The sequence below is a fragment of the Streptomyces sp. NBC_01363 genome, from assembly GCF_026340595.1.
Classification (GTDB): domain Bacteria; phylum Actinomycetota; class Actinomycetes; order Streptomycetales; family Streptomycetaceae; genus Streptomyces.
Genome location: NZ_JAPEPF010000001.1, coordinates 4,245,504 through 4,264,600 on the forward strand (window position 1 = coordinate 4,245,504; position 19,097 = coordinate 4,264,600).

The 19,097-nt window shown below is 72.7% G+C and carries 17 protein-coding genes; 13 read left to right on the forward strand and 4 right to left on the reverse strand.

Annotated elements, in window-relative coordinates; genetic code table 11:
• Positions 1 to 7 precede the first annotated feature (7 nt).
• Positions 8 to 940, forward strand: coding sequence for a DUF2510 domain-containing protein (locus OG611_RS19540; RefSeq protein ID WP_266421711.1), 933 nt, complete (start codon positions 8 to 10; stop codon positions 938 to 940).
• A gap of 15 nt (positions 941 to 955) precedes the next feature.
• Here OG611_RS19540 and OG611_RS19545 read toward each other — a convergent pair whose 3' ends face one another.
• On the reverse strand, positions 956 to 2,158 hold the full coding sequence (locus OG611_RS19545) for an amino acid deaminase/aldolase (protein ID WP_266421714.1): 1,203 nt from the start codon (positions 2,156 to 2,158) through the stop codon (positions 956 to 958).
• Between the two features lie 461 nt (positions 2,159 to 2,619).
• Here OG611_RS19545 and OG611_RS19550 point away from each other — a divergent pair, with 461 nt between their 5' ends.
• Together OG611_RS19550 and mycP are read left to right on the forward strand one after the other, a co-directional pair.
• Positions 2,620 to 3,528 (forward strand): hypothetical protein, encoded by a 909-nt coding sequence (locus OG611_RS19550; protein ID WP_266426048.1) that lies wholly within the window; start codon positions 2,620 to 2,622, stop codon positions 3,526 to 3,528.
• Positions 3,525 to 4,721: a type VII secretion-associated serine protease mycosin gene (gene mycP, locus OG611_RS19555; protein ID WP_266421716.1), complete on the forward strand. Its 1,197-nt coding sequence runs from the start codon at positions 3,525 to 3,527 to the stop codon at positions 4,719 to 4,721. The genes OG611_RS19550 and mycP overlap by 4 nt, the downstream gene beginning before the upstream one ends.
• Positions 4,722 to 4,805: 84 nt before the next feature.
• On the opposite strand, the gene OG611_RS19560 is transcribed toward mycP, so the two are convergent.
• Complete coding sequence (locus tag OG611_RS19560) at positions 4,806 to 5,519, reverse strand: serine hydrolase (protein ID WP_266421718.1); 714 nt, start codon at positions 5,517 to 5,519, stop codon at positions 4,806 to 4,808.
• Positions 5,520 to 5,651: 132 nt separating this feature from the next.
• Between OG611_RS19560 and OG611_RS19565 the strand changes: the two genes are divergently transcribed.
• The gene (locus OG611_RS19565) at positions 5,652 to 6,380 is read left to right on the forward strand and encodes an SseB family protein (RefSeq protein ID WP_266421720.1); all 729 of its coding nucleotides are present in this window, start codon (positions 5,652 to 5,654) and stop codon (positions 6,378 to 6,380) included.
• Between the two features lie 72 nt (positions 6,381 to 6,452).
• Here the strand turns inward: OG611_RS19565 and OG611_RS19570 are convergent, their stop codons facing one another.
• Positions 6,453 to 6,815 (reverse strand): DUF1844 domain-containing protein, encoded by a 363-nt coding sequence (locus tag OG611_RS19570; RefSeq protein ID WP_266421723.1) that lies wholly within the window; start codon positions 6,813 to 6,815, stop codon positions 6,453 to 6,455.
• A gap of 343 nt (positions 6,816 to 7,158) precedes the next feature.
• Between OG611_RS19570 and infC the strand changes: the two genes are divergently transcribed.
• From infC to OG611_RS19610, 8 genes are all read left to right on the forward strand, one after another.
• On the forward strand, positions 7,159 to 7,857 hold the full coding sequence (gene infC, locus OG611_RS19575; RefSeq protein WP_266421725.1) for a translation initiation factor IF-3: 699 nt from the start codon (positions 7,159 to 7,161) through the stop codon (positions 7,855 to 7,857).
• Between the two features lie 121 nt (positions 7,858 to 7,978).
• On the forward strand, positions 7,979 to 8,173 hold the full coding sequence (gene rpmI, locus OG611_RS19580; RefSeq protein ID WP_072484441.1) for a 50S ribosomal protein L35: 195 nt from the start codon (positions 7,979 to 7,981) through the stop codon (positions 8,171 to 8,173).
• Between the two features lie 109 nt (positions 8,174 to 8,282).
• Entirely contained in the window at positions 8,283 to 8,666 is a 384-nt protein-coding gene (gene rplT / locus OG611_RS19585) for a 50S ribosomal protein L20 (RefSeq protein WP_072484442.1), read from the forward strand.
• A gap of 125 nt (positions 8,667 to 8,791) precedes the next feature.
• Positions 8,792 to 9,628, forward strand: a complete 837-nt coding sequence (locus OG611_RS19590) for an RNA methyltransferase (RefSeq protein ID WP_266421728.1) — start codon at positions 8,792 to 8,794, stop codon at positions 9,626 to 9,628.
• A 103-nt stretch (positions 9,629 to 9,731) separates the two neighbouring features.
• The gene (locus OG611_RS19595) at positions 9,732 to 10,895 is read left to right on the forward strand and encodes an ATP-binding protein (protein WP_266421731.1); all 1,164 of its coding nucleotides are present in this window, start codon (positions 9,732 to 9,734) and stop codon (positions 10,893 to 10,895) included.
• Positions 10,896 to 11,040: 145 nt separating this feature from the next.
• Positions 11,041 to 12,168, forward strand: coding sequence for a phenylalanine--tRNA ligase subunit alpha (gene pheS / locus OG611_RS19600; protein WP_266421733.1), 1,128 nt, complete (start codon positions 11,041 to 11,043; stop codon positions 12,166 to 12,168).
• Entirely contained in the window at positions 12,168 to 14,678 is a 2,511-nt protein-coding gene (gene pheT, locus OG611_RS19605; RefSeq protein WP_266421736.1) for a phenylalanine--tRNA ligase subunit beta, read from the forward strand. Before pheS ends, pheT begins: the two co-directional genes overlap by 1 nt.
• A 420-nt stretch (positions 14,679 to 15,098) precedes the next feature.
• A complete protein-coding gene (locus OG611_RS19610) occupies positions 15,099 to 16,448 on the forward strand; it encodes a transcriptional regulator (protein WP_266421737.1) in 1,350 nt (449 codons plus the stop codon).
• A gap of 178 nt (positions 16,449 to 16,626) precedes the next feature.
• On the opposite strand, the gene OG611_RS19615 is transcribed toward OG611_RS19610, so the two are convergent.
• Positions 16,627 to 17,487 carry a 3-hydroxybutyryl-CoA dehydrogenase gene (locus tag OG611_RS19615; RefSeq protein ID WP_114243580.1) on the reverse strand — a complete coding sequence of 287 codons (861 nt, stop codon included), beginning with the start codon at positions 17,485 to 17,487 and terminating at the stop codon, positions 16,627 to 16,629.
• A 189-nt stretch (positions 17,488 to 17,676) separates the two neighbouring features.
• Between OG611_RS19615 and OG611_RS19620 the strand changes: the two genes are divergently transcribed.
• Entirely contained in the window at positions 17,677 to 18,969 is a 1,293-nt protein-coding gene (locus OG611_RS19620; protein WP_266421743.1) for a glycoside hydrolase family 10 protein, read from the forward strand.
• The last annotated feature ends 128 nt before the right edge of the window (positions 18,970 to 19,097 follow it).

Below are 19,097 nucleotides of genomic sequence, written 5' to 3' on the forward strand. Positions count from 1 at the left end.
TGGGGGGATGAGCAACGCGACACCGCCCGGCTGGTACCCGGACGCCGCGTCACCGGGCACCGACCGCTGGTGGGACGGCACGGCGTGGACCGCGCACACCCGTCCGGCCGCCCAGGTGTCCCAGGGGTTCGGTCCGCCCGAGCCGGTCGCCGCCGCATCCGGCGACGGCACCGCCGGGGGCGGGGGCGGCACCCGGATCGTCGCGCTCGCCGTGGCCGGGCTGGTCCTCGTCGGCGCGGCCGTCACCGGAGCCGTCCTGCTGGGCAGGGACGACAGCGGTGCGCGGCCCGAGGCCGGACCGAGCAGCTCCGCTCCGCCGGCCACCGCCGCGACGGACACCCCTTCGCCAGGTGACTCACCGGCCGAGGACGACTCGAAGGTCCTCGTCGACCAGCTCAACGGCATCACCCTGCCGATCCCCGACGGCTGGGAGAAACCCGACAGGACCGTCGAGCCGGTCGTCACCATGCGCACCGTCGACTCCTACGCCTGCCCCGGCAGCTCCTCCGGCTTCTGCTACCACGCCACGGTGACCAGCCGCGTCGCGAGCGCCACCGACATCACCTCCGCCGAGGAGCTCGCCAAGCAGGACATCGCCACCGCCGCCGACAGCGCCTACGAGAAGAACATCGTCGGCGAGCGGATCCACGGCGGCATCACCTCCCACAAGGTGCTCGACTCCGCGTCCGTGAGCGTCGCCGGACGCGCCGGCTACCAGGTCCGCTGGCGCGTCGACACGGCCAAGGGGCCCGGCGGTTATGTGCAGTCGCTCGTCTTTCCGTCCACGATCGGCAGCGAATCGCTGATCATCGTCCGCTACGCCTTCGACGCGGGCCCCGACGGATCGCCGCTCTCGCTCATGGACACCATCACCAAGGGGATCCGGCGGATCGGCGACAGCGCGACGAGCGGTGGAGTGGGCAGCTCGATCGCGCCCTGACACGGGCCGCCCCGCTCAGAGGAACGTACGGCCCTCGCCCCGGTACGTCGGCACGGCCGCAGTCACCCGGTCGCCCTCGATCAGCTGCAACTCGTCGAAGCGCTCGCACAGTTCACCGGCCTTCGCGTGCCGGAACCACACCTTGTCACCGATCAGCAGATCGTCGGCCGGGGCGCCGAGCAGCGGGGTCTGCACCTCGCCGGGCCCCTCCTGCGGGTCGTAGCGCAGTCCCTCCGGCAGATACGGGACGGGCAGCCGGTCCGGACCCGCGGGGCCGGACGCCGGGTAGCCGCCACCGAGGACCGTCACCACGCCCACACCCGGCCGACGCACCACGGGATGGGCGAACAGTGCCGCCGGACGGGCCGTGAACGACGTGTAGTTGTCGAACAGCCGCGGCACGTAGAGCCCCGACCCGGCCGCGATCTCGGTCACCGCGCGCTCGGCCGCGGTGTGCTGCACACTGCCCGTGCCGCCGCCGTTCACGAACTCCAGGTCCGGCGCCACCGCCCGTACCGCGCGCACCACCTCGGCCCGCCGGACGGCCAGTTCCCTGCGGCCCGCGGTTTGCATCAGCCGGACCGCCCGGGAGCGCAGCGGCCGGCCCGCGACCGAATCCCCGACCCCGGCGATATGGCCCTCGTACGCCATCAGACCCACCAGCCGGAAACCCGGCCGCCGGGCCACCGAGCGCGCCAGTTCGGCCAGTTGGGCGGGGGAGCGCAGCGGCGACCGCAGGGCGCCGACCCTGACCCGGCCGCCGAGCAGCCGGAGCGAGGTGTCCAGCTCCAGGCAGACCCGTATCTCCTCGCGGCCACCCGCCCGCGCCGCGTCGATCAGCTCCAACTGCGCGTGGTCGTCGACCATCACCGTCACCGCCGCGGCCAGCTTCGGATCGGCGGCCAGCTCCGCGAAGGCGGCCCGGTCGGCCGACGGATAGGCCAGCAGCACGTCCTCGAACCCGGCCCGCGCCAGCCACAGCGACTCCGCCAGCGTGAACGACATGATCCCGGCGAAACCGGGCCGCGCCAGCACCCGCTCCAGCAGGGCCCGGCAGCGCACCGACTTGCTCGCCACCCGGATCGGCTTTCCGGCCGCCCGGCGGACGAGATCGTCGGCATTGGCGTCGAACGCGTCGAGATCGACGATGGCGATCGGGGCGTCCAGGTGGGCGGTGGCCCGGTTGTACCGGGTCCGGTCAGCGGCACGGGCAGTCATGGCGGCAGCTTGCCAGACGTCCGTACCGCTGGGTAGGGGGATGATCCGCGCAGATCGTCCGGGGCCGGGCGGCCCGCTCCCGCCAGGGGCGTTCCACCCCGTAGAGTGACGGCACGCGGCAACCAACGGGCCTGCCTGTGACGTCGATCCGCGCACGGTACGGAATGGGACCAGGGGGGCGGATGAGTACCGAGGCGCAGCACGCTCCTGTCCCACCCCGCCCCACGACCCCGCCGTCGGCGCCCCCGGCGCAGGACCCCCCTCCGGCTTCCGTGGGCACACCCGATCCGACGCGCCCGAGCACACCGCCGCCCGCGGCGGCCGCCCCGCCCGTGGAGACCACGGCCCGGCTCCGGCCCGTGCCCCCGGCGCCCGCCGCGCCCGCCACCGCCCCACCCGCCACCGCCCCGCCGCGCCCCGAACAGCCGCCCGCGGCGACCCGCCGCCGGCCCGTCGGCGCCGTGGACCTCACCCCGCGCCCGGGAGCGGCCCCGCCACCGGCCGGGCCGGCCCACGTCCCGCACCCGTACCGGCAGCCGCAGCCGCAGCCGTACCGACGTCCCCACCCCGAGACGCCCGCCGAGATCACCACCCGGCTGCGCCCGATCCGTACCCGTCACCCCGCCAGGACCGCGACCGCCGCGGCCTGTGTCGTGCTCGGGCTCGGGCTGATCGGCGGCGCGGCCACCGGCGCCTGGCTCACCAGCGACTCATCGGCCGACGCCGCCGCCCACAGTGCCTACACCGTGGGCCGCTCCGCCTGGCACGGCGTCCCCGTGGACACCCTCTTCCCCCGCACGCTGACCGGTGACGGAGCGGGCCCCGGCGGCGCCGACCGGATCTGGACCCGGATCGCCGTCGCCCCGGACGGCGGCTGCCGGGCGGCCCTGGACCCGCTGCTGGTCAGGACCCTCGGCCCGGTCGGCTGCGAGCGCCTGCTCCGTGCCACCTACACCGACGCCACCACCAGCAGCGTCACCACGGTCGGGGTGATCTTCACCGAGGGCGACCCGGCGGCGATGAAGGCGCTGAGCACCCGCTTCACCGGCCAGCACCTCGGCCGGCGCACCGACCTGATGCCCCGCACCTACCCCGCCAAGGGCACGGTCGCCGCCGGGTTCGGCGACCGGCAGCGCGCCAGCTGGACCGTCCACGTACTGACCGAGGTGCCCGTCGTCGTCTTCGCCGTGTCCGGTTTCGCCGACGGACGGACCGTCACCGACCCGCAGCCCGTCGACCGGGCCATGGCCGCGGACGCCACGACGGCCGCCGCCCAGGCCGGGCTCGGCCACGAGGCCAAGGGCATCGCCGACCGGATCGAGCGCGGCCTGCGCCGGACCGTCACCGACCTCACGGAGAAGCCGGAATGAGCCGCCGCAGCCGCCGTCACCGTGCCCTGGGCGCGGTCTGCGCCGCCACCGCGTTCACGCTCCTGCCCGCGGCACCGGCCGGGGCCGACGCCATCCGGGACCAGCAGTGGGGCCTCCAGACGCTCCACACCGACAAGGCGTGGCGGACCACCAAGGGCAGGGGAGTCACCGTCGCCGTCGTCGACACCGGGGTCGACGGCAGCCTTCCCGATCTGGCCGGCCAGGTACTGCCCGGCAAGGACATGATCGGTTTCGGCGCCCGCCGCGGTGACCGTTCCTGGGCCCGGCACGGCACTGCGATGGCGGGCATCATCGCTGGTCACGGCCATGGGGCGGGGCGCGGCGACGGCGTGCTCGGCATCGCGCCCGAGGTGAAGATCCTCCCGGTGCGGGTGATCCTCGAAGCCTCCGACCCGGCCCGCGCCAAGGCCCGGGAGTCACGCGGCACGGCCCTCGCCGACGGCATCCGCTGGGCCGCCGACCACGGCGCCGACGTCATCAACCTCTCGCTCGGCGACGACAGCAAGTCCGCGCACCCCGAGCCCGGCGAGGACGCCGCCATCCAGTACGCGCTGAAGAAGGGGGCCGTCGTCGTGGCCTCCGCGGGCAACGGCGGCGAGAAGGGCGACCACATCTCGTACCCCGCCGCCTACCCCGGCGTGATCGCGGTCGCCGCCGTCGACCGGTACGGCACCCACGCCGCGTTCTCCACCCGCCGCTGGTACGCCACCGTCAGCGCCCCCGGGGTCGACATCGTCGTCGCCGCGCCCGACCACCAGTACTACGTGGAGTGGGGCACCTCCGCCGCCTCCGCGTTCGTCTCGGGCGCGGTCGCGCTGGTCCGCGCCGCGCACCCCGGACTGACGCCCGCTCAGATCAAGAAGCTCCTCACGGACACGGCCCGCAGTGCCCCGGCAGCCGGCCGCGACGACGCCCGGGGGTACGGCATCGTCGACCCCGCCGCGGCGATCGAGGCCGGAGCCGCGCTCCGCCCCGCCGGTCTGCGTGCCGAATCCGCCGGGACCGGTTACCGGAAGCGGTACTTCGGCGCCGGCCCCACCCCCGAGCGCCACGAAAGCAGCCTGGCGGGCTGGCTCGCCGCAGGCGCGGGCGGCCTCGGAGCGGTGCTGCTCGCCCTGGCCGTGGTGCTCTGGCGCGGCAGGGGGCGCGGTCCGGCCGCCGTACGGGGCTGAACGCGGCCCCAGGGCCCCTCGTCCGGGTCAGGCCGGAGCGGGGTCCGGTCCCTGATCCGGCCTGACCCGAACGAAGGCGCCGGCTCACCGCGCGGCGCCGAGCACACCCACCGCGGCCCTCGCCACCGACTCGACCAGTGCGATCCCCGACTCCTTCGTCCCGTGCCCGTCCGAGAGCACCGCCAGCAGACAGGTGCGCGCGCCGGTCCGGACCCGCCCGATGCTGTTGATGTCCCACAGCCCGGTCGTCGTCCGTGGCATCCACCCGTTCTTCAGGGCGCAGTCGCTGCCCGCCGCCGACACCCCCCACCGCTGACCGGCCTCGACCCGCTCCATCAGCCCCCGCAGATACGCACGCGAGTCCTCGCCCAGCTCCGAAGCCGTGCCGAACACCGCGCGCAGCAGCGTCAGCCGGTCCGCCGCCGTGGTCCGGGTCAGTCCCCAGGCGTGCGCCGCCGTCGTCCCGGTCAGGCCCAGGCGCGCATTGGCCGCGTCGAGCGCCGCCGGACCGCCGATGGCCCGCAGCAGCGCGGTGGCGGAGGCGTTGTCGCTCCGCTCGATCATGGCGGTGGCACGGTCGCGCTCGACGGCGGTGAGCGCGCGCCGCTCGTCCTGGGCGATGAGCAGCAGCGCCGCGACCATGTCGACCTTGACAACGCTGGCGGTGTCGAACGCGCCGTCCGCGTAGACCGCCCGAGCCCCGTCCCCGGTGTCCAGCACGGCGACCGACACCCTCGCGCCACCCGCGTCGGCCGGCGGCGGCTCCACCGCCGCGGCCAGTGCCGTGTCGAGATCCACCGGCGGCTCCTCGCTCTTCGTCACCCGTCGTCACCCGTCGTCGCCGGGACCGACGATACGGACCCGGCCGCGGGGACCGGCCGATGCCGACCTGTCGGCAGGGCTGGAAAGCCCAGGCACTAGGCTCGCCCCGTGGCGCAGAAGAACATTCCGGACCCCGGATACTCCGACGACGACGGCACGGCCGACCCGGCACTGACCGAGGCGCTGGCCGCCTGGGCCGAGGACCGCAAGGCCGTCGGCCCGGTACTCGAAGCCCTCAAGGGCACCCGGCTCCTGGTCCCGGTCGTCGCGGTACTGGGGGAGGTGGAGGAGGACGAGAACGGGCTGCGTCGCGAGAAGACCAGCGACATGGCCGTCCCCACCCTCCAGGCGGGGGATCGCCGCGCCCTGCCCGCCTTCACCTCGACCGCCTCGCTGGCCCTCTGGGATCCGCAGGCACGCCCCGTCGCCGTACCCCTGCACCAGGCGCTGCAGGCCGCCGCGCACGAGAAGGCGGACACGGTCGTCCTCGATCTCGCAGGCCCGGTCGCGTTCGAGCTGACCGGCTCCGCACTGCTCGCCCTCGCCGAGGGCCGCACCAGCGCCGATCCGCTGGACGACCCCGCCGTCACCTCGGCGGTACGGACCGCGGTCGCCGCCGAGCCCGCGGTGCTCCGGGCCCACCTCGGCCCCGGCCGGGCCGACGGCACCCTCGCCCTGGTCCTCGCACCCGGCGCGGACCCCGCCGAAGCGGCCCGCCGGGTCGCGGAGCTGCTGGCGGCCGACGAGGTCCTGCGCGCCCGCCTGGTACGCGGCCTCGACCTGGCACTGCTGCCGGCCGACGCCGCCGCACCCGGTGAGCCCCTGTTCACGCGCTGAACGTCGAGAGCCCCCTGCCCGGAAGGGGCGGGGGGCTCTCACGCTCGTGGGAACGGAACAGGCGGGTGGGGCTCAGCCGAAGACCGGGCCGGTGTACTTCTCGCCGGGGCCCTGACCGGGCTCGTCCGGTACCAGCGAGGCCTCGCGGAACGCGAGCTGCAGCGACTTCAGGCCGTCCCGCAGCGGGGCCGCGTGGAAGGAGCTGATCTCGGTGGCGCTGCCGTCCAGCAGACCGGCCAGCGCGTGCACCAGCTTGCGGGCCTCGTCGAGGTCCTTGTGCTCGTCGCCGTCCTCGGTCAGGCCGAGCTTCACGGCGGCGGCGCTCATCAGATTGACCGCGACCGTCACGATCACCTCGACCGCGGGCACCTCCGCGATGTCGCGGGCCATGTCGTCGAAGCCGGGGGAATCACTGGTGGGGGTCGCGTCACTCATGCGCCATACGATAGGCCCACGCCGATGCCGCCCCGCCCGCGGGAGCGGTGCGGAGACAGCCGGTTAGCGTACGCCCGGGGGAGCTGCTAACCTTGTGTAACGACCGGCTGGGCAGCTATGTGCCCGGCCCACAAGTGGAGGCTCCGATCTCCCACCTGGCTGTCCTTCAGGACGGCGGGTCATCCGGTCAGGCGGTGACCATCGTTCCGTACGGACGATGGGACCGCCCGATGCGCCCCGCGGTTGACCGCGGTGGTTCCGGTTGTTCCAGGAGCCCCGCCTGTGTCCCGTCCGGGGCATTTTTATTGCACTGGTGCGGTTGGTCTCACGAAACAGACGTTACGTGGCTGTCCGCCAGGCGGCCGCGTGGTGCTACCGAGGAGGATCCATCAGCGCCGAGCCCCGCATCAACGACCGGATTCGCGTTCCCGAGGTGCGACTTGTCGGTCCCAGCGGCGAGCAGGTCGGGATTGTTCCGCTTGCCAAGGCCCTGGAACTCGCACAGGAGTACGACCTCGACCTGGTCGAGGTGGCGGCGACCGCCCGTCCGCCCGTGTGCAAGCTCATGGACTACGGGAAGTTCAAGTACGAGTCGGCCATGAAGGCCCGTGAGGCGCGCAAGAACCAGGCGCACACGGTCATCAAGGAGATGAAGCTCCGGCCGAAGATCGACCCGCACGACTATGACACCAAGAAGGGTCACGTCGTCCGGTTCCTCAAGCAGGGCGACAAGGTCAAGATCACGATCATGTTCCGTGGTCGTGAGCAGTCCCGCCCGGAGCTGGGCTTCCGACTGCTCCAGCGTCTGGCTTCGGACGTGGAGGAACTCGGCTTCATCGAGTCCAACCCGAAGCAGGACGGCCGGAACATGATCATGGTTCTGGGCCCGCACAAGAAGAAGACCGAAGCCATGGCCGAGGCCCGCGAGGCCCAGGCCGCCCGCAAGGCGGGGCGTCAGGGTTCCACCCCCGACGCCGAGGCCGCGGACGAGGCTGCCGAAGCGCAGCCCGAGGCTCCGGCCGAGACACCTTCCGAGGCGTGACCTCAGGGGGCCGCCATCCAGGCGGCCCCGGGTCTCCCCGGAATTCCCACCAAGATCTGACGCCCCTGCTGCCCGGTGCCCGCACCGCGAGGGGCGCCACTGACGAGGAGAGAACGGCGCGATGCCGAAGAACAAGACGCACAGCGGTGCCAGCAAGCGCTTCAAGATCACCGGCTCCGGCAAGGTGCTCCGTGAGCGCGCAGGCAAGCGCCACCTTCTTGAGCACAAGTCGTCCAAGAAGACCCGCTCGCTGACCGGCACGGTCGTAGTGGCTCCGTCCGACGCCAAGAAGATCAAGAAGCTTCTCGGCAAGTGAGTCCGCGGCCCGCGGTGAACCCGTGGGCGGCGCACTCGACTCAGACCGGGACCAATTCGTTTCCGGGCCGTGTGAGTCCAACCACGGCCCCGCTACAAGGAGTTAAAAAGTGGCACGCGTCAAGCGGGCAGTAAACGCTCACAAGAAGCGCCGGGCAATCCTCGAGCAGGCCAGCGGTTACCGGGGCCAGCGCTCCCGCCTGTACCGCAAGGCGAAGGAGCAGGTCACCCACTCCCTCGTCTACAACTACAACGACCGCAAGAAGCGCAAGGGCGACTTCCGTCAGCTGTGGATCCAGCGCATCAACGCCGCTGCCCGCCAGAACGGCATGACGTACAACCGCCTCATCCAGGGTCTGAAGGCCGCCAACATCGAGGTGGACCGCAAGATCCTGGCCGAGCTCGCGGTCAACGACAGCAACGCGTTCGCCGCCCTCGTCGAGGTTGCCCAGAAGGCCCTCCCGAGCGACGTCAACGCCCCGAAGGCCGCCTGATCCAGGTCGCACTTCCTGTCTTCTGAGCCGGACCCGCAGGCGCTCGCCGTCTGCGGGTCCGGTGCGTTGCACGACATGTTCCGTACGTCCGTCACCTCCGTACGCAGAGAGGCTCGCCGCCGACCATGGGCACCCCCGAACTGATCTCCCCGCGATCGCCGCGCGTCACCGCCGCCCGGCGGCTGGCCAAGCGCAACTTCCGCGGCAAGGAGCGCAGGTTCATCGCCGAGGGGCCGCAGGCCGTGCGCGAGGCCGCCGAGCACCGCGGCAGCGACGGTGAGCCGACACTGATCGAGCTGTTCGCCACCGTCGAGGCGGCCGAGCGGTACGCCGACATCGTCGCCGCCGCCCACGCGGCCGGCGCCCGGGTGCACCTCGCCGACGGCGAAGTGCTCGCCGATGTGTCGCAGACCGTCACCCCGCAGGGCCTGATCGGCGTCTGCCGCTTCCTCGACACCCCGTTCGACGCGATCCTCGCCGCGAAGCCGAAGCCGAAGCTCGTCGCCGTCCTCGCCCACGTACGCGACCCCGGCAACGCCGGTACGGTGCTGCGCTGCGCCGACGCGGCGGGCGCCGACGCCGTCGTGCTCACCGATGCCTCGGTAGACCTCTACAACCCCAAGTCGGTCCGGGCCTCGGTCGGTTCGCTCTTCCATCTCCCGGTCGCCGTCGGCGTCCCGGTCGAGCAGGCCGTGCGGGGGCTGCGGGCGGCGGGCGTACGGATCCTCGCCGCCGACGGCGCGGGCGACGACGACCTCGACGACGAGCTCGACGCGGGCACCATGGGCGGTCCGACCGCCTGGGTCTTCGGCAACGAGGCCTGGGGCCTGCCGGAGGAGACCCGGGCGCTGGCCGACGCCGTCGTACGCGTTCCCATCCACGGCAAGGCGGAGAGCCTCAACCTCGCGACGGCGGCGGCCGTCTGCCTGTACGCCTCCGCGAGGGCCCAGCGCCCGAGGTGACCGCGGCTCCGCGCCACCGCAGGGTGTCGCTCCGTCACCGACGACTAGTAGGGTGGCGAACTCGGGGGCCCACTGCACCGGTTCGAGAGGTGGGGTACGGGATATGGCTGTCGGCATGAGCAGGCCGCGCGAGACACATGCGGCCGTCGTGCGCGCCCGTGAACCCTCCGGCACGGCCGGTGGACCGGACGGGAGCGGGGAGCTCGGAGCCGTCGACATGAGTGTCGATCCCGACGACCTGCCCGACGGACTGGTCGTCGCCGACGAGACCGGCCGGGTCGTCTGCTTCAACTCCGCCGCCGCCCGGATCACCGCGGTGCCCCGGGCCGCCGCCCTCGGCCGTTCCCTGGAGCACGCGCTGCCGCTGGAGGACCTCAAGGGCCGCCGCTGGTGGACCCTGACCGATCCCTACGGCGGCCTCGCCACCCGGGTCGGCCAGCCCGAGCGCAATCTGCTGCTGCCCGGCGGCCGGGAGGTCCTGGTCTCCGCCCGTTACGTGCGCGAGCACCCGACCGGCCCGGTGCGCCGCGTGGTGATCTCGCTGCGCGGCACCGAGGCCCGCCGCCGCAACGAGCGCAGCCACGCCGAGCTGATCGCGACGGTCGCCCATGAGCTGCGCTCCCCGCTGACCTCCGTCAAGGGCTTCACCGCGACCCTCCTCGCCAAATGGGAGCGGTTCACCGACGACCAGAAGCGCCTGATGCTGGAGACGGTCGACGCCGACGCGGGCCGCGTCACCCGGCTCATCGCCGAGCTGCTCGACATCTCCCGGATCGACTCAGGACGCCTGGAGCTGCGGCGCCAGCCCGTGGACCTCTCCGCCGCCGTCGAACGTCACATCCAGGCCCTCACCGCGAGCGGCCAGACCCCCGACCGCTTCCTCGTCCGCACCTGCCAGCCGCTCCCCGCGGTCTGGGCCGACCCGGACAAGGTCGACCAGGTGCTGGGCAACCTGCTGGAAAACGCGGTGCGCCACGGCGAGGGAACCGTCACCATTGAAGTCGCACCCGCACCCGCGAAGAGCGACGAGAAGGGAACGGCCGTCACCGTGAGCGACGAGGGCCCCGGCATCCCCGAGGAGTCGATGGGCCGTGTCTTCACCCGCTTCTGGCGGGGAAGCAAGCGCGGTGGTACGGGCCTGGGCCTCTATATCGTCAAGGGCATCGTCGAGGCGCACGGCGGCACGATCACGGTCGGCCGCGGTCCCGGCGGCGGCGCGGAGTTCCGATTTATTCTGCCCGTGAGCGCGCCGGCCTACCTGGTCTGAGCGGCCCACGGGCCTCCCACACATCCTGTGGCCCTTAGACTCGACCTTTGGCACCTTTGCGTCCTCCAGTCGTCGATCGGGGCCATGGGGGTCCGGGGCATTCCCCGGTAAGCGCAGTATCAGCCAATCGGAAGCACGGGAAGAGATGTCGGCACCGAACAAGTCGTACGACCCAGTCGAGGTCGAGGCACTGAAACCGGAAGAGATCGAGCGCATGCGGGACGAGGCGTTCGCCGCCTTCGCCGCCGCCGGTGACCTCGACGCGCTCGCCCAGGCGAAGACCGCGCACACCGGTGGTACGTCGCCGCTGTCGCTCGCCAACCGCGAGATCGGCGCACTGCCGCCGCAGGCCAAGGCCGAGGCCGGCAAGCGCGTGGGCCAGGCCCGCGGCGCCGTCTCCAAGGCCCTCGCCGCCCGTCAGACGGAGCTGGAGGCCGAGCGGGACGCCCGCGTGCTGGTCGAGGAGGCGGTGGACGTCACGCTGCCCTACGACCGCACCCCGGCAGGTGCCCGCCACCCGCTGACGACCATCATGGAGCGCGTCGCGGACGTCTTCGTCGCCATGGGCTACGAGGTCGCCGAGGGCCCCGAGGTCGAGGCGGAGTGGTTCAACTTCGACGCCCTGAACTTCGTGCCCGACCACCCGGCCCGGCAGATGCAGGACACCTTCTTCGTCCAGGGCGCCGACGGTGCCAGGAACGACGAGTCCGGTGTCGTGCTGCGTACCCACACCTCGCCGGTCCAGGCCCGCTCCCTGCTCGACCGCGAGCCGCCGGTCTACGTCGTCTGCCCCGGCCGCGTCTACCGCACCGACGAGCTCGACGCCACGCACACCCCGGTCTTCCACCAGATCGAGCTGCTGGCCGTCGACGAGGGCCTCACCATGGCCGACCTCAAGGGCACCCTCGACCACATGGTCCAGGCGCTCTTCGGCCCGGACATGAAGACCCGGCTGCGGCCGAACTTCTTCCCGTTCACCGAGCCGTCCGCCGAGATGGACATGGTCTGCTACGTCTGCCGCGGCGCGTCCGTCGGCAACCCGGACCGCCCCTGCCGCACCTGCGGCAGCGAGGGCTGGATCGAGCTCGGCGGCTGCGGCATGGTCAACCCCAAGGTGCTCATCGCCTGCGGCGTCGACCCCCGGAAGTACAGCGGATTCGCCTTCGGGTTCGGCATCGAACGGATGCTGATGTTCCGCCACAACGTAGAAGACATGCGAGACATGGTCGAGGGTGACGTCCGGTTCACCCGGCCGTTCGGGATGGAGATCTGATGCGCGTCCCGCTTTCCTGGCTGCGGGAGTACGTCGACCTGCCGGCGACGGAGACCGGCCGTGACGTACAGGCCAAGCTCGTCGACGTGGGTCTGGAGGTCGAGACCGTCGAGCAGATCGGCGCCGGCCTCAAGGGCCCGCTGGTCGTCGGACAGGTACTGACCATCGAGGAGCTGGAGGGCTTCAAGAAGCCCATCCGCTTCTGCACGGTCGACGTCGGCGACGCCAACGGCACCGGCGAGCCGCAGGAGATCGTCTGCGGCGCCCGCAACTTCGCCGTCGGCGACAAGGTCGTCGTGGTCCTCCCGGGCGCCGTGCTGCCCGGTGACTTCGCGATCGCCGCACGCAAGACGTACGGCAGGACCTCGCACGGCATGATCTGCTCCACCGACGAGCTCGGCATGGGCGACGACGGCACGCACGGCATCATCGTGCTGCCGCCGGAGCACGAGGCCGGTACCGACGCGATCGAGCTGCTCCAGCTCGTCGACGAGGTCCTCGACATCGCCGTCACGCCCGACCGCGGCTACTGCCTCTCCATGCGCGGCGTCGCCCGCGAGACCGCCATCGCGTACGGCCTTCCGCTGCGCGACCCGGCGCTCCTGGACGTGCCCGCGCCGAACGCGTACGGCTACCCGGTCAAGGTCGCCGACCCGTTCGGCTGCGACCGCTTCACCGCGCGCACCGTCGTCGGTCTGCAGCCCGAGGCCCGGTCCCCGATCTGGATGCAGCGCCGGCTCCAGAAGGCCGGGATGCGGCCGATCTCGCTCGCCGTCGACGTCACCAACTACGTGATGCTCGAACTCGGCCAGCCGCTGCACGCCTACGACCGGACCCGGATCGACGGTCCGATCGGGGTGCGCCGCGCCGAGCAGGGCGAGAAGCTCACCACGCTCGACGGCACGGTCCGCGTCCTGGACGCCGCCGACCTCGTCATCACCGACAACCGCGGGCCGATCGGCCTGGCGGGCGTCATGGGCGGTGCCAACACGGAGATCGCGGACGCCGCCGAAGGCACGCACACCACCGAGGTCGTCATCGAGGCGGCGCACTTCGACGCGGTCTCGATCGCCCGGACCGCGCGCCGCCACAAGCTGTCCTCCGAGGCCTCCAAGCGCTTCGAGCGCGGCGTCGACCCGCAGGCCGCGGCAGCCGCCGCGCAGCGCACCGTCGACCTGCTGGTGCTGCTCGCCGGCGGCACCGCCGAGGCCGGGGCCACCGAGGTCAGCGCACCGTCGGCGCCCCGCACCATCGCGATGCCCGCGAACCACCCCGACCGGGTGGCCGGTGTCGCGTACGGCCGCGAGACCGTCGTACGCCGCCTCCAGGAGGTCGGCTGCGACGTCTACGGGCAGGACGAGCTGATCGTCACCGTGCCGTCCTGGCGCCCCGACCTCGGCGAGCCGAACGATCTCGCCGAAGAGGTCATCCGGCTGGAGGGTTACGAGAACCTCCCGTCCACGCTCCCGACCCCGCCGTCCGGCCGCGGGCTCACCGACCACCAGCGGCTGTACCGCAGGGTCGGCCGGGCGCTCGCCGGAGCCGGCTACGTCGAGGCGCTGAGCTACCCGTTCATCGGCGACGCCGTCCTCGACCAGCTCGGGCTCGACGCCGACGACGCCCGCCGCCGTACCGTCAAGCTCGTCAACCCGCTCTCCGACGAGGAGCCGGCGCTGCGCACCACGCTGCTGCCGGGCCTGCTCGGCGCACTGCGGCGCAACGACGGCCGCGGCAGCCACGACCTCGCGCTCTTCGAGACCGGCCTGGTCTTCAGGCCGACCGGCACCGAGACCGAGCCCGTCCGGCTGCCCGTCGACCGTCGTCCCACCGACGAGGAGATCGCCGGGCTCGACGCCGCGCTGCCGCGTCAGCCGCGCCGCGCCGCGGTCGTCCTCGCGGGCGCCCGCGAGCAGGCCGGCTGGTGGGGCAAGGGCCGCCAGGCCGACTGGGCGGACTCCGTCGAGGCCGCCCGCACGATCGCCCGTGAGGCCGGTGTCGAGGTGACCGTCCGCAGCGACCGGCACGCGCCGTGGCACCCGGGCCGGTGCGCCGCGCTGTACGTCACGGTGAACGGCGAGGAGACCCTCTTCGGGCACGCCGGTGAGCTGCACCCGCGGGTCGTCAAGGACCTTCACCTGCCCGAGCGCACCTGTGCCATGGAGGTCGAGCTCGACGTCCTGGAGCAGGCCGTCGACGGTGCGCTCCAGGCGCCCCGGATCTCCACCTTCCCGGTGGCGACCCAGGACGTCGCGCTGATCGTCGCGGAGAACGTCCCGGCCGCCGATGTGGAGCGGGCGCTGCGCGAGGGCGCCGGCGAACTGCTCGAATCGGTGCGGCTGTTCGACGTCTTCACCGGTGAGCAGATCGGTGCGGGCCGCAAGTCCCTGGCGTACGCGCTGCGCTTCCGCGCGGCGGACCGCACGCTGACCGTCGACGAGGCTTCGGCCGCGCGCGACGCGGCGGTGGCCCTCGCCGCGGAGCGGACGGGCGCGGTGCTGCGGGGCGCGTAGCTTCGCGGGAACACGGCGAGGAGGGGCGCATCCGGTGACCGGGTGCGCCCCTCCCGCATGCTCGCCGAGCGGCGAGGACCGCACCCGGGCCCCGGCGCGGCCCGGGGGAACCCGGCTCCGAGCCGACCCCGCAGCCACCCTCCGATCCGTGGGCAGTGGGTCGTGCGATCCGGCGCCGTCCGCGCTGCCACGGAGTGTCGGGCAGGTCGGCAGAGCGGACGGCGCAGGTGCGGGTCGTCGTGCTGTACGAGGGGGAGCAGACGACCCGTCCGCCTCTTGCGAGACGACTGATTCAACCGATCCGCGCGCCGACGCAACAGGGTGCGCAGCGGGACGGTTCGGGCATTGCGCTCACACCCCGTGCGAATCGTGCTCCACTGGTGCGACACGCCTCGGCGTGCCGAACCACCGGAGGGGCGCATGGGGGCAACGGAGCCCAACATTCTGCTGGCTGCCCTGATCGAGGAGGCGGGTGTCTCCCGGGCGGGCCTTGCCGTGCACATCAACCGGGCCGGCCGCTCCCGCGGTCTGCGCCTGCGGTACGAACACACCGCAGTGGCCCGCTGGTTGAAGGGGCAGCGTCCGCGCGGCCAGGTGCCCGACCTGATCTGTGAAGTGCTCGGCGACCGGCTGAGCAGGCCCCTCTCGCTGGACGACATCGGCATGGCCACCCCGGGCACCGGCTCGCCCGTGCCCGCCTCCTCGCTCACCGGCTTCGTCGAGCGGGCCACCGCGCTGTGGCGCTCCGACGAAGGGCAGCGCCCGCACACCCTCGTCCCGGCCGCCGTCACCGGCACCGCGGCGGTGATGCCCGTCTGGGAGTGGGAGAACCCGCCGGAGGACGCCGATGTCTCGCGCGGTGGACCGACCCGCGTCTGCATGGCCGACATAGTGACTCTGCGCGCGGCCCGTGCCCACTACGAACTGATGTACCGCCGGGCAGGCGGAATCGCGACCCGATCCCGCATCGTCGGCTTCCTCAACGCCGAGACCGCCCCGTTGCTGCGCGGCGGCTACAGCGACGCGATGGGCCGTCGGCTGCACCGGGCGGCGGGCGGTCTGGTGGCGGTCGCGGGGATCTGCGCCTACGATTCCGACGCGCACGGGCTCGCCCAGCGCTACTTCCACCAGGCGCTGCGGCTGGCCAAGGCGAGCGGGGACCGGGGGTTCGGCGGTTATGTGATCGCGCTGCTGGTCAACCAGTCGCTCCTCCTCGCCGACTACCGGCAGTCCGTGGCCTTCGCCCAGGCGGCGCTGCGGGCCGCCGGAGGCCACATCAGCCCCGCGCTCGCCGCCGACCTGTACGCGATGCAGGCCAAGGCGTACGCCCGGCTCGGCGACGCGGGCGGCGCCCGGGAGTGCATCCGGCGCGCCGAGTCGGAGGCCGAGCGCATCAGGCCGGGCCGTGAACCGGACGAGACGGGGTACGTCCAGCCGGGCCTGGTCGATGTGCAGGTGGCCGAGGCCCTGCTCGGCATCGGCGATCTGCCGGCGGCCAGGGAACACGCGGTGAAGGCCGTACGGATCCCGGCGCACGACCGGGGGCGGGTGCACCGGCTGGCCATGCTGACCCATGTCGAGCTGCGCCAGGGCGAGGCGGACCGGGCGGCGGCCACGGCCGCGGAGATGGCGGAGCGGGCCAGGGGCATGGAGTCGCGGCGGCTGCGCGACCGGCTGCGTGCCGTGCGCGAGGACCTGGTCGCGAGTGGCTGCGCCGACGCGGGGCGGGCCGCCGAACTGATCGACGGAGCGTTGCGCGTACCGCTGTGAGTGCGTACCCAGGAGGACCGGTGCGTTCCGTTCCGCTCCCGCTCCTGCTGCGGCCGCCGGCATGGCCGCCGGGCTGATGATGCTCCGCCACTTACGGCTGGGGTGAGGCACCGCGAACCGCGAACGGGGCCGGTCCGGGGATCGCCCGGACCGGCCCCGTACGGGCACGAAGGAAGGATCAGGAGTACGGGTAGAAGCCCGAGCCGGTCTTGCGGCCGAGCCGGCCCGCGTCCACCATGCGCTGGAGCAGCGGGGGAGCGGCGTACAGCGGCTCCTTGAACTCCGCGTACATCGAGTCGGCGACCGAGGCCACCGTGTCGAGACCGATCAGATCGGAGAGCTTGAGCGGGCCCATGGGGTGGGCGCAGCCGAGCTCCATGCCGTTGTCGATGTCCTCACGGCTGGCGATCCCCGACTCGAACATCCGGATCGCGGAGAGCAGATACGGAATCAGCAGCGCGTTGACGACGAATCCGGAGCGGTCCTGGGCGCGGATCGGGTGCTTGCCGAGGACGTCCTGCACCAGGGCCTCGGCGCGCTTCACCGTCTCGTCGGACGTCGTCAGCGCGGGGATCAGCTCGACGAGCTTCTGCACCGGCGCCGGGTTGAAGAAGTGGATGCCGATGACCTGGTCCGGGCGGGAGGTCGCCACGGCCAGCTTCACCAGCGGGATGGAGGAGGTGTTCGAGGCGAGGATCGCGTCCTGCCGGGTCACCACCTGGTCGAGCACCTGGAAGATCTCGGTCTTGACCTGCTCGTTCTCCACGACGGCCTCGATGACGAGATCGCGGTCGGCGAATTCGCCCAGGTCCGTGGTGAAGCTCAGCCGAGCGAGTGTCTCGTCGCGCTCCTCGGGAGTGATCTTGCCGCGCTCGGCGGCCTTCGAGAGGGAGTTGTGCAGCCGGGTGCGGCCGATCTCCAACGCCTCGCCGGTGGTCTCGGCCACCATGACCTCGAGACCGCTGCGGGCGCACACCTCCGCGATGCCCGCGCCCATCTGGCCACAGCCCACCACTCCGACGCGTGCAATGTCGGCCATAGAGTCCGTCACCTCGTGCCTTTCGCTGTTCTGCGTGTCGCAGGTTCCCGTCTGATTCCGGTGCCCGCCCCGACCCCCCGACGTTACTCCGCGGCCTACGGGTCATCGTGGGCCGGGGCGGGCATGCTCTGCGTTACGCCCGGATACCGGGGTGACGGATGTGGACTGAGAGACGGCAGGTGCAGCGAAATGCGGCAAATGGCCCGAAGAGGCTTTGTGGCGGGTGCGGCCGGGGTGGTTGCGGGGGTGGTGAGCACCGTCACCGCGGCCGGTGACGCGGCCGCGGTTCCGCCCCGGCGGACCGGTGCCGGGCGGACCGGCGCACCGGCGCGTCCGGGTGCTCACCATGTGGCACGGCGCGAACTGCGCGGCATCTGGGTCGCCACCGTCGCCAACGTCGACTGGCCCTCGGCGCCCGGCCTGACGCCGGCCGCGCAGCGGGCCGAGCTGATCGCGTACCTCGACGAGGCCGTCGCCCGGCGGCTGAACACCGTGATCCTCCAGGTCCGGCCGACCGCCGACGCGCTGTGGCCCTCGCCCTACGAACCGTGGTCCCAGTACCTCACCGGCGTCCAGGGCAAGGACCCCGGCTGGGATCCGCTGGGCACCGCGGTGAGCGAGGCGCACCGTCGCGGCCTGGAGCTGCACGCCTGGTTCAACCCGTACCGGGTCGCCAACCACACCGACCCGTCCCGGCTGGCCGCCACCCACCCGGCCCGACTGCACCCCGACTGGGTCCTGCCGTACGGCGGGAAGCTCTACTACAACCCCGGGATCCCCGAGGTCCGCCGCTTCGTCCAGGACGCGATGCTGGACGCGGTCCGCCGCTACGACATCGACGCCGTGCACTGGGACGACTACTTCTACCCGTACCCGGTGGCCGGGCAGGTCTTCGACGACGACGTCACGTACGCCAAGTACGGCGCGGGTTTCCCGGACAAGGCCGCCTGGCGGCGCGACAACACCGACAAGCTGGTGCGCGAGACCGCCGAGCGGATCAAGAAGATCAAGAAGAACGTCCAGTTCGGGATCAGCCCGTTCGGGGTGTGGCGCAACGCCGCGACCGACCCGCTCGGCTCCGACACCAAGGCGGGGGTGCAGACCTACGACGATCTGTACGCCGACACCCGCGGCTGGGTCAGGAAGGGCTGGATCGACTACATCTGCCCGCAGGTCTACTGGAACATCGGCTTCGCCGCCGCGGACTACGCCAAGCTCGTGCCCTGGTGGAGCGAGGCCGTGCGCGGCACCGGCGTCGACCTGTTCGTGGGGGAGGCGCTCTACAAGGCCGGTGACCCCGCCCAGCCCGCCGCCTGGCAGGACCCGGCCGAACTCTCCCGGCACCTCGACTTCGCCGCCGGGTACGACCAGGTGCGCGGTCACGTCTACTTCTCCGGGAAGGACGTGGTCACGGACCGGATCGGGGCCATGGACCGGGTGGTGGGCGACCACTACCGCAACCGGGTGCGCCCACCCCGCTGACACGAAGTGCGCCCGCCCCGCCGGGACAAGAATGCGGAGTGGGCGCGACGGGTGTCGGGGGCGGGCCGCCGGGAACCGGCCGGCCCGCCCGCGGCCCGGAGGCGAAGAGCAGTGCCGTCCGCCGGAGG

What these genes read in the sequence shown, in the direction of transcription:
- OG611_RS19615 (WP_114243580.1), bottom strand. Translation starts at nt 17,487, where the DNA reads ATGGCCGACATTGCACGCGTCGGAGTGGTGGGCTGTGGCCAGATGGGC.
- mycP (WP_266421716.1), top strand. Translation starts at nt 3,525, where the DNA reads ATGAGCCGCCGCAGCCGCCGTCACCGTGCCCTGGGCGCGGTCTGCGCC.
- OG611_RS19620 (WP_266421743.1), top strand. Translation starts at nt 17,677, where the DNA reads ATGCGGCAAATGGCCCGAAGAGGCTTTGTGGCGGGTGCGGCCGGGGTG.
- OG611_RS19570 (WP_266421723.1), bottom strand. Translation starts at nt 6,815, where the DNA reads ATGAGTGACGCGACCCCCACCAGTGATTCCCCCGGCTTCGACGACATG.
- OG611_RS19610 (WP_266421737.1), top strand. Translation starts at nt 15,099, where the DNA reads ATGGGGGCAACGGAGCCCAACATTCTGCTGGCTGCCCTGATCGAGGAG.
- pheS (WP_266421733.1), top strand. Translation starts at nt 11,041, where the DNA reads ATGTCGGCACCGAACAAGTCGTACGACCCAGTCGAGGTCGAGGCACTG.
- OG611_RS19595 (WP_266421731.1), top strand. Translation starts at nt 9,732, where the DNA reads ATGGCTGTCGGCATGAGCAGGCCGCGCGAGACACATGCGGCCGTCGTG.
- rpmI (WP_072484441.1), top strand. Translation starts at nt 7,979, where the DNA reads ATGCCGAAGAACAAGACGCACAGCGGTGCCAGCAAGCGCTTCAAGATC.
- OG611_RS19590 (WP_266421728.1), top strand. Translation starts at nt 8,792, where the DNA reads ATGGGCACCCCCGAACTGATCTCCCCGCGATCGCCGCGCGTCACCGCC.
- pheT (WP_266421736.1), top strand. Translation starts at nt 12,168, where the DNA reads ATGCGCGTCCCGCTTTCCTGGCTGCGGGAGTACGTCGACCTGCCGGCG.
- OG611_RS19540 (WP_266421711.1), top strand. Translation starts at nt 8, where the DNA reads ATGAGCAACGCGACACCGCCCGGCTGGTACCCGGACGCCGCGTCACCG.
- OG611_RS19545 (WP_266421714.1), bottom strand. Translation starts at nt 2,158, where the DNA reads ATGACTGCCCGTGCCGCTGACCGGACCCGGTACAACCGGGCCACCGCC.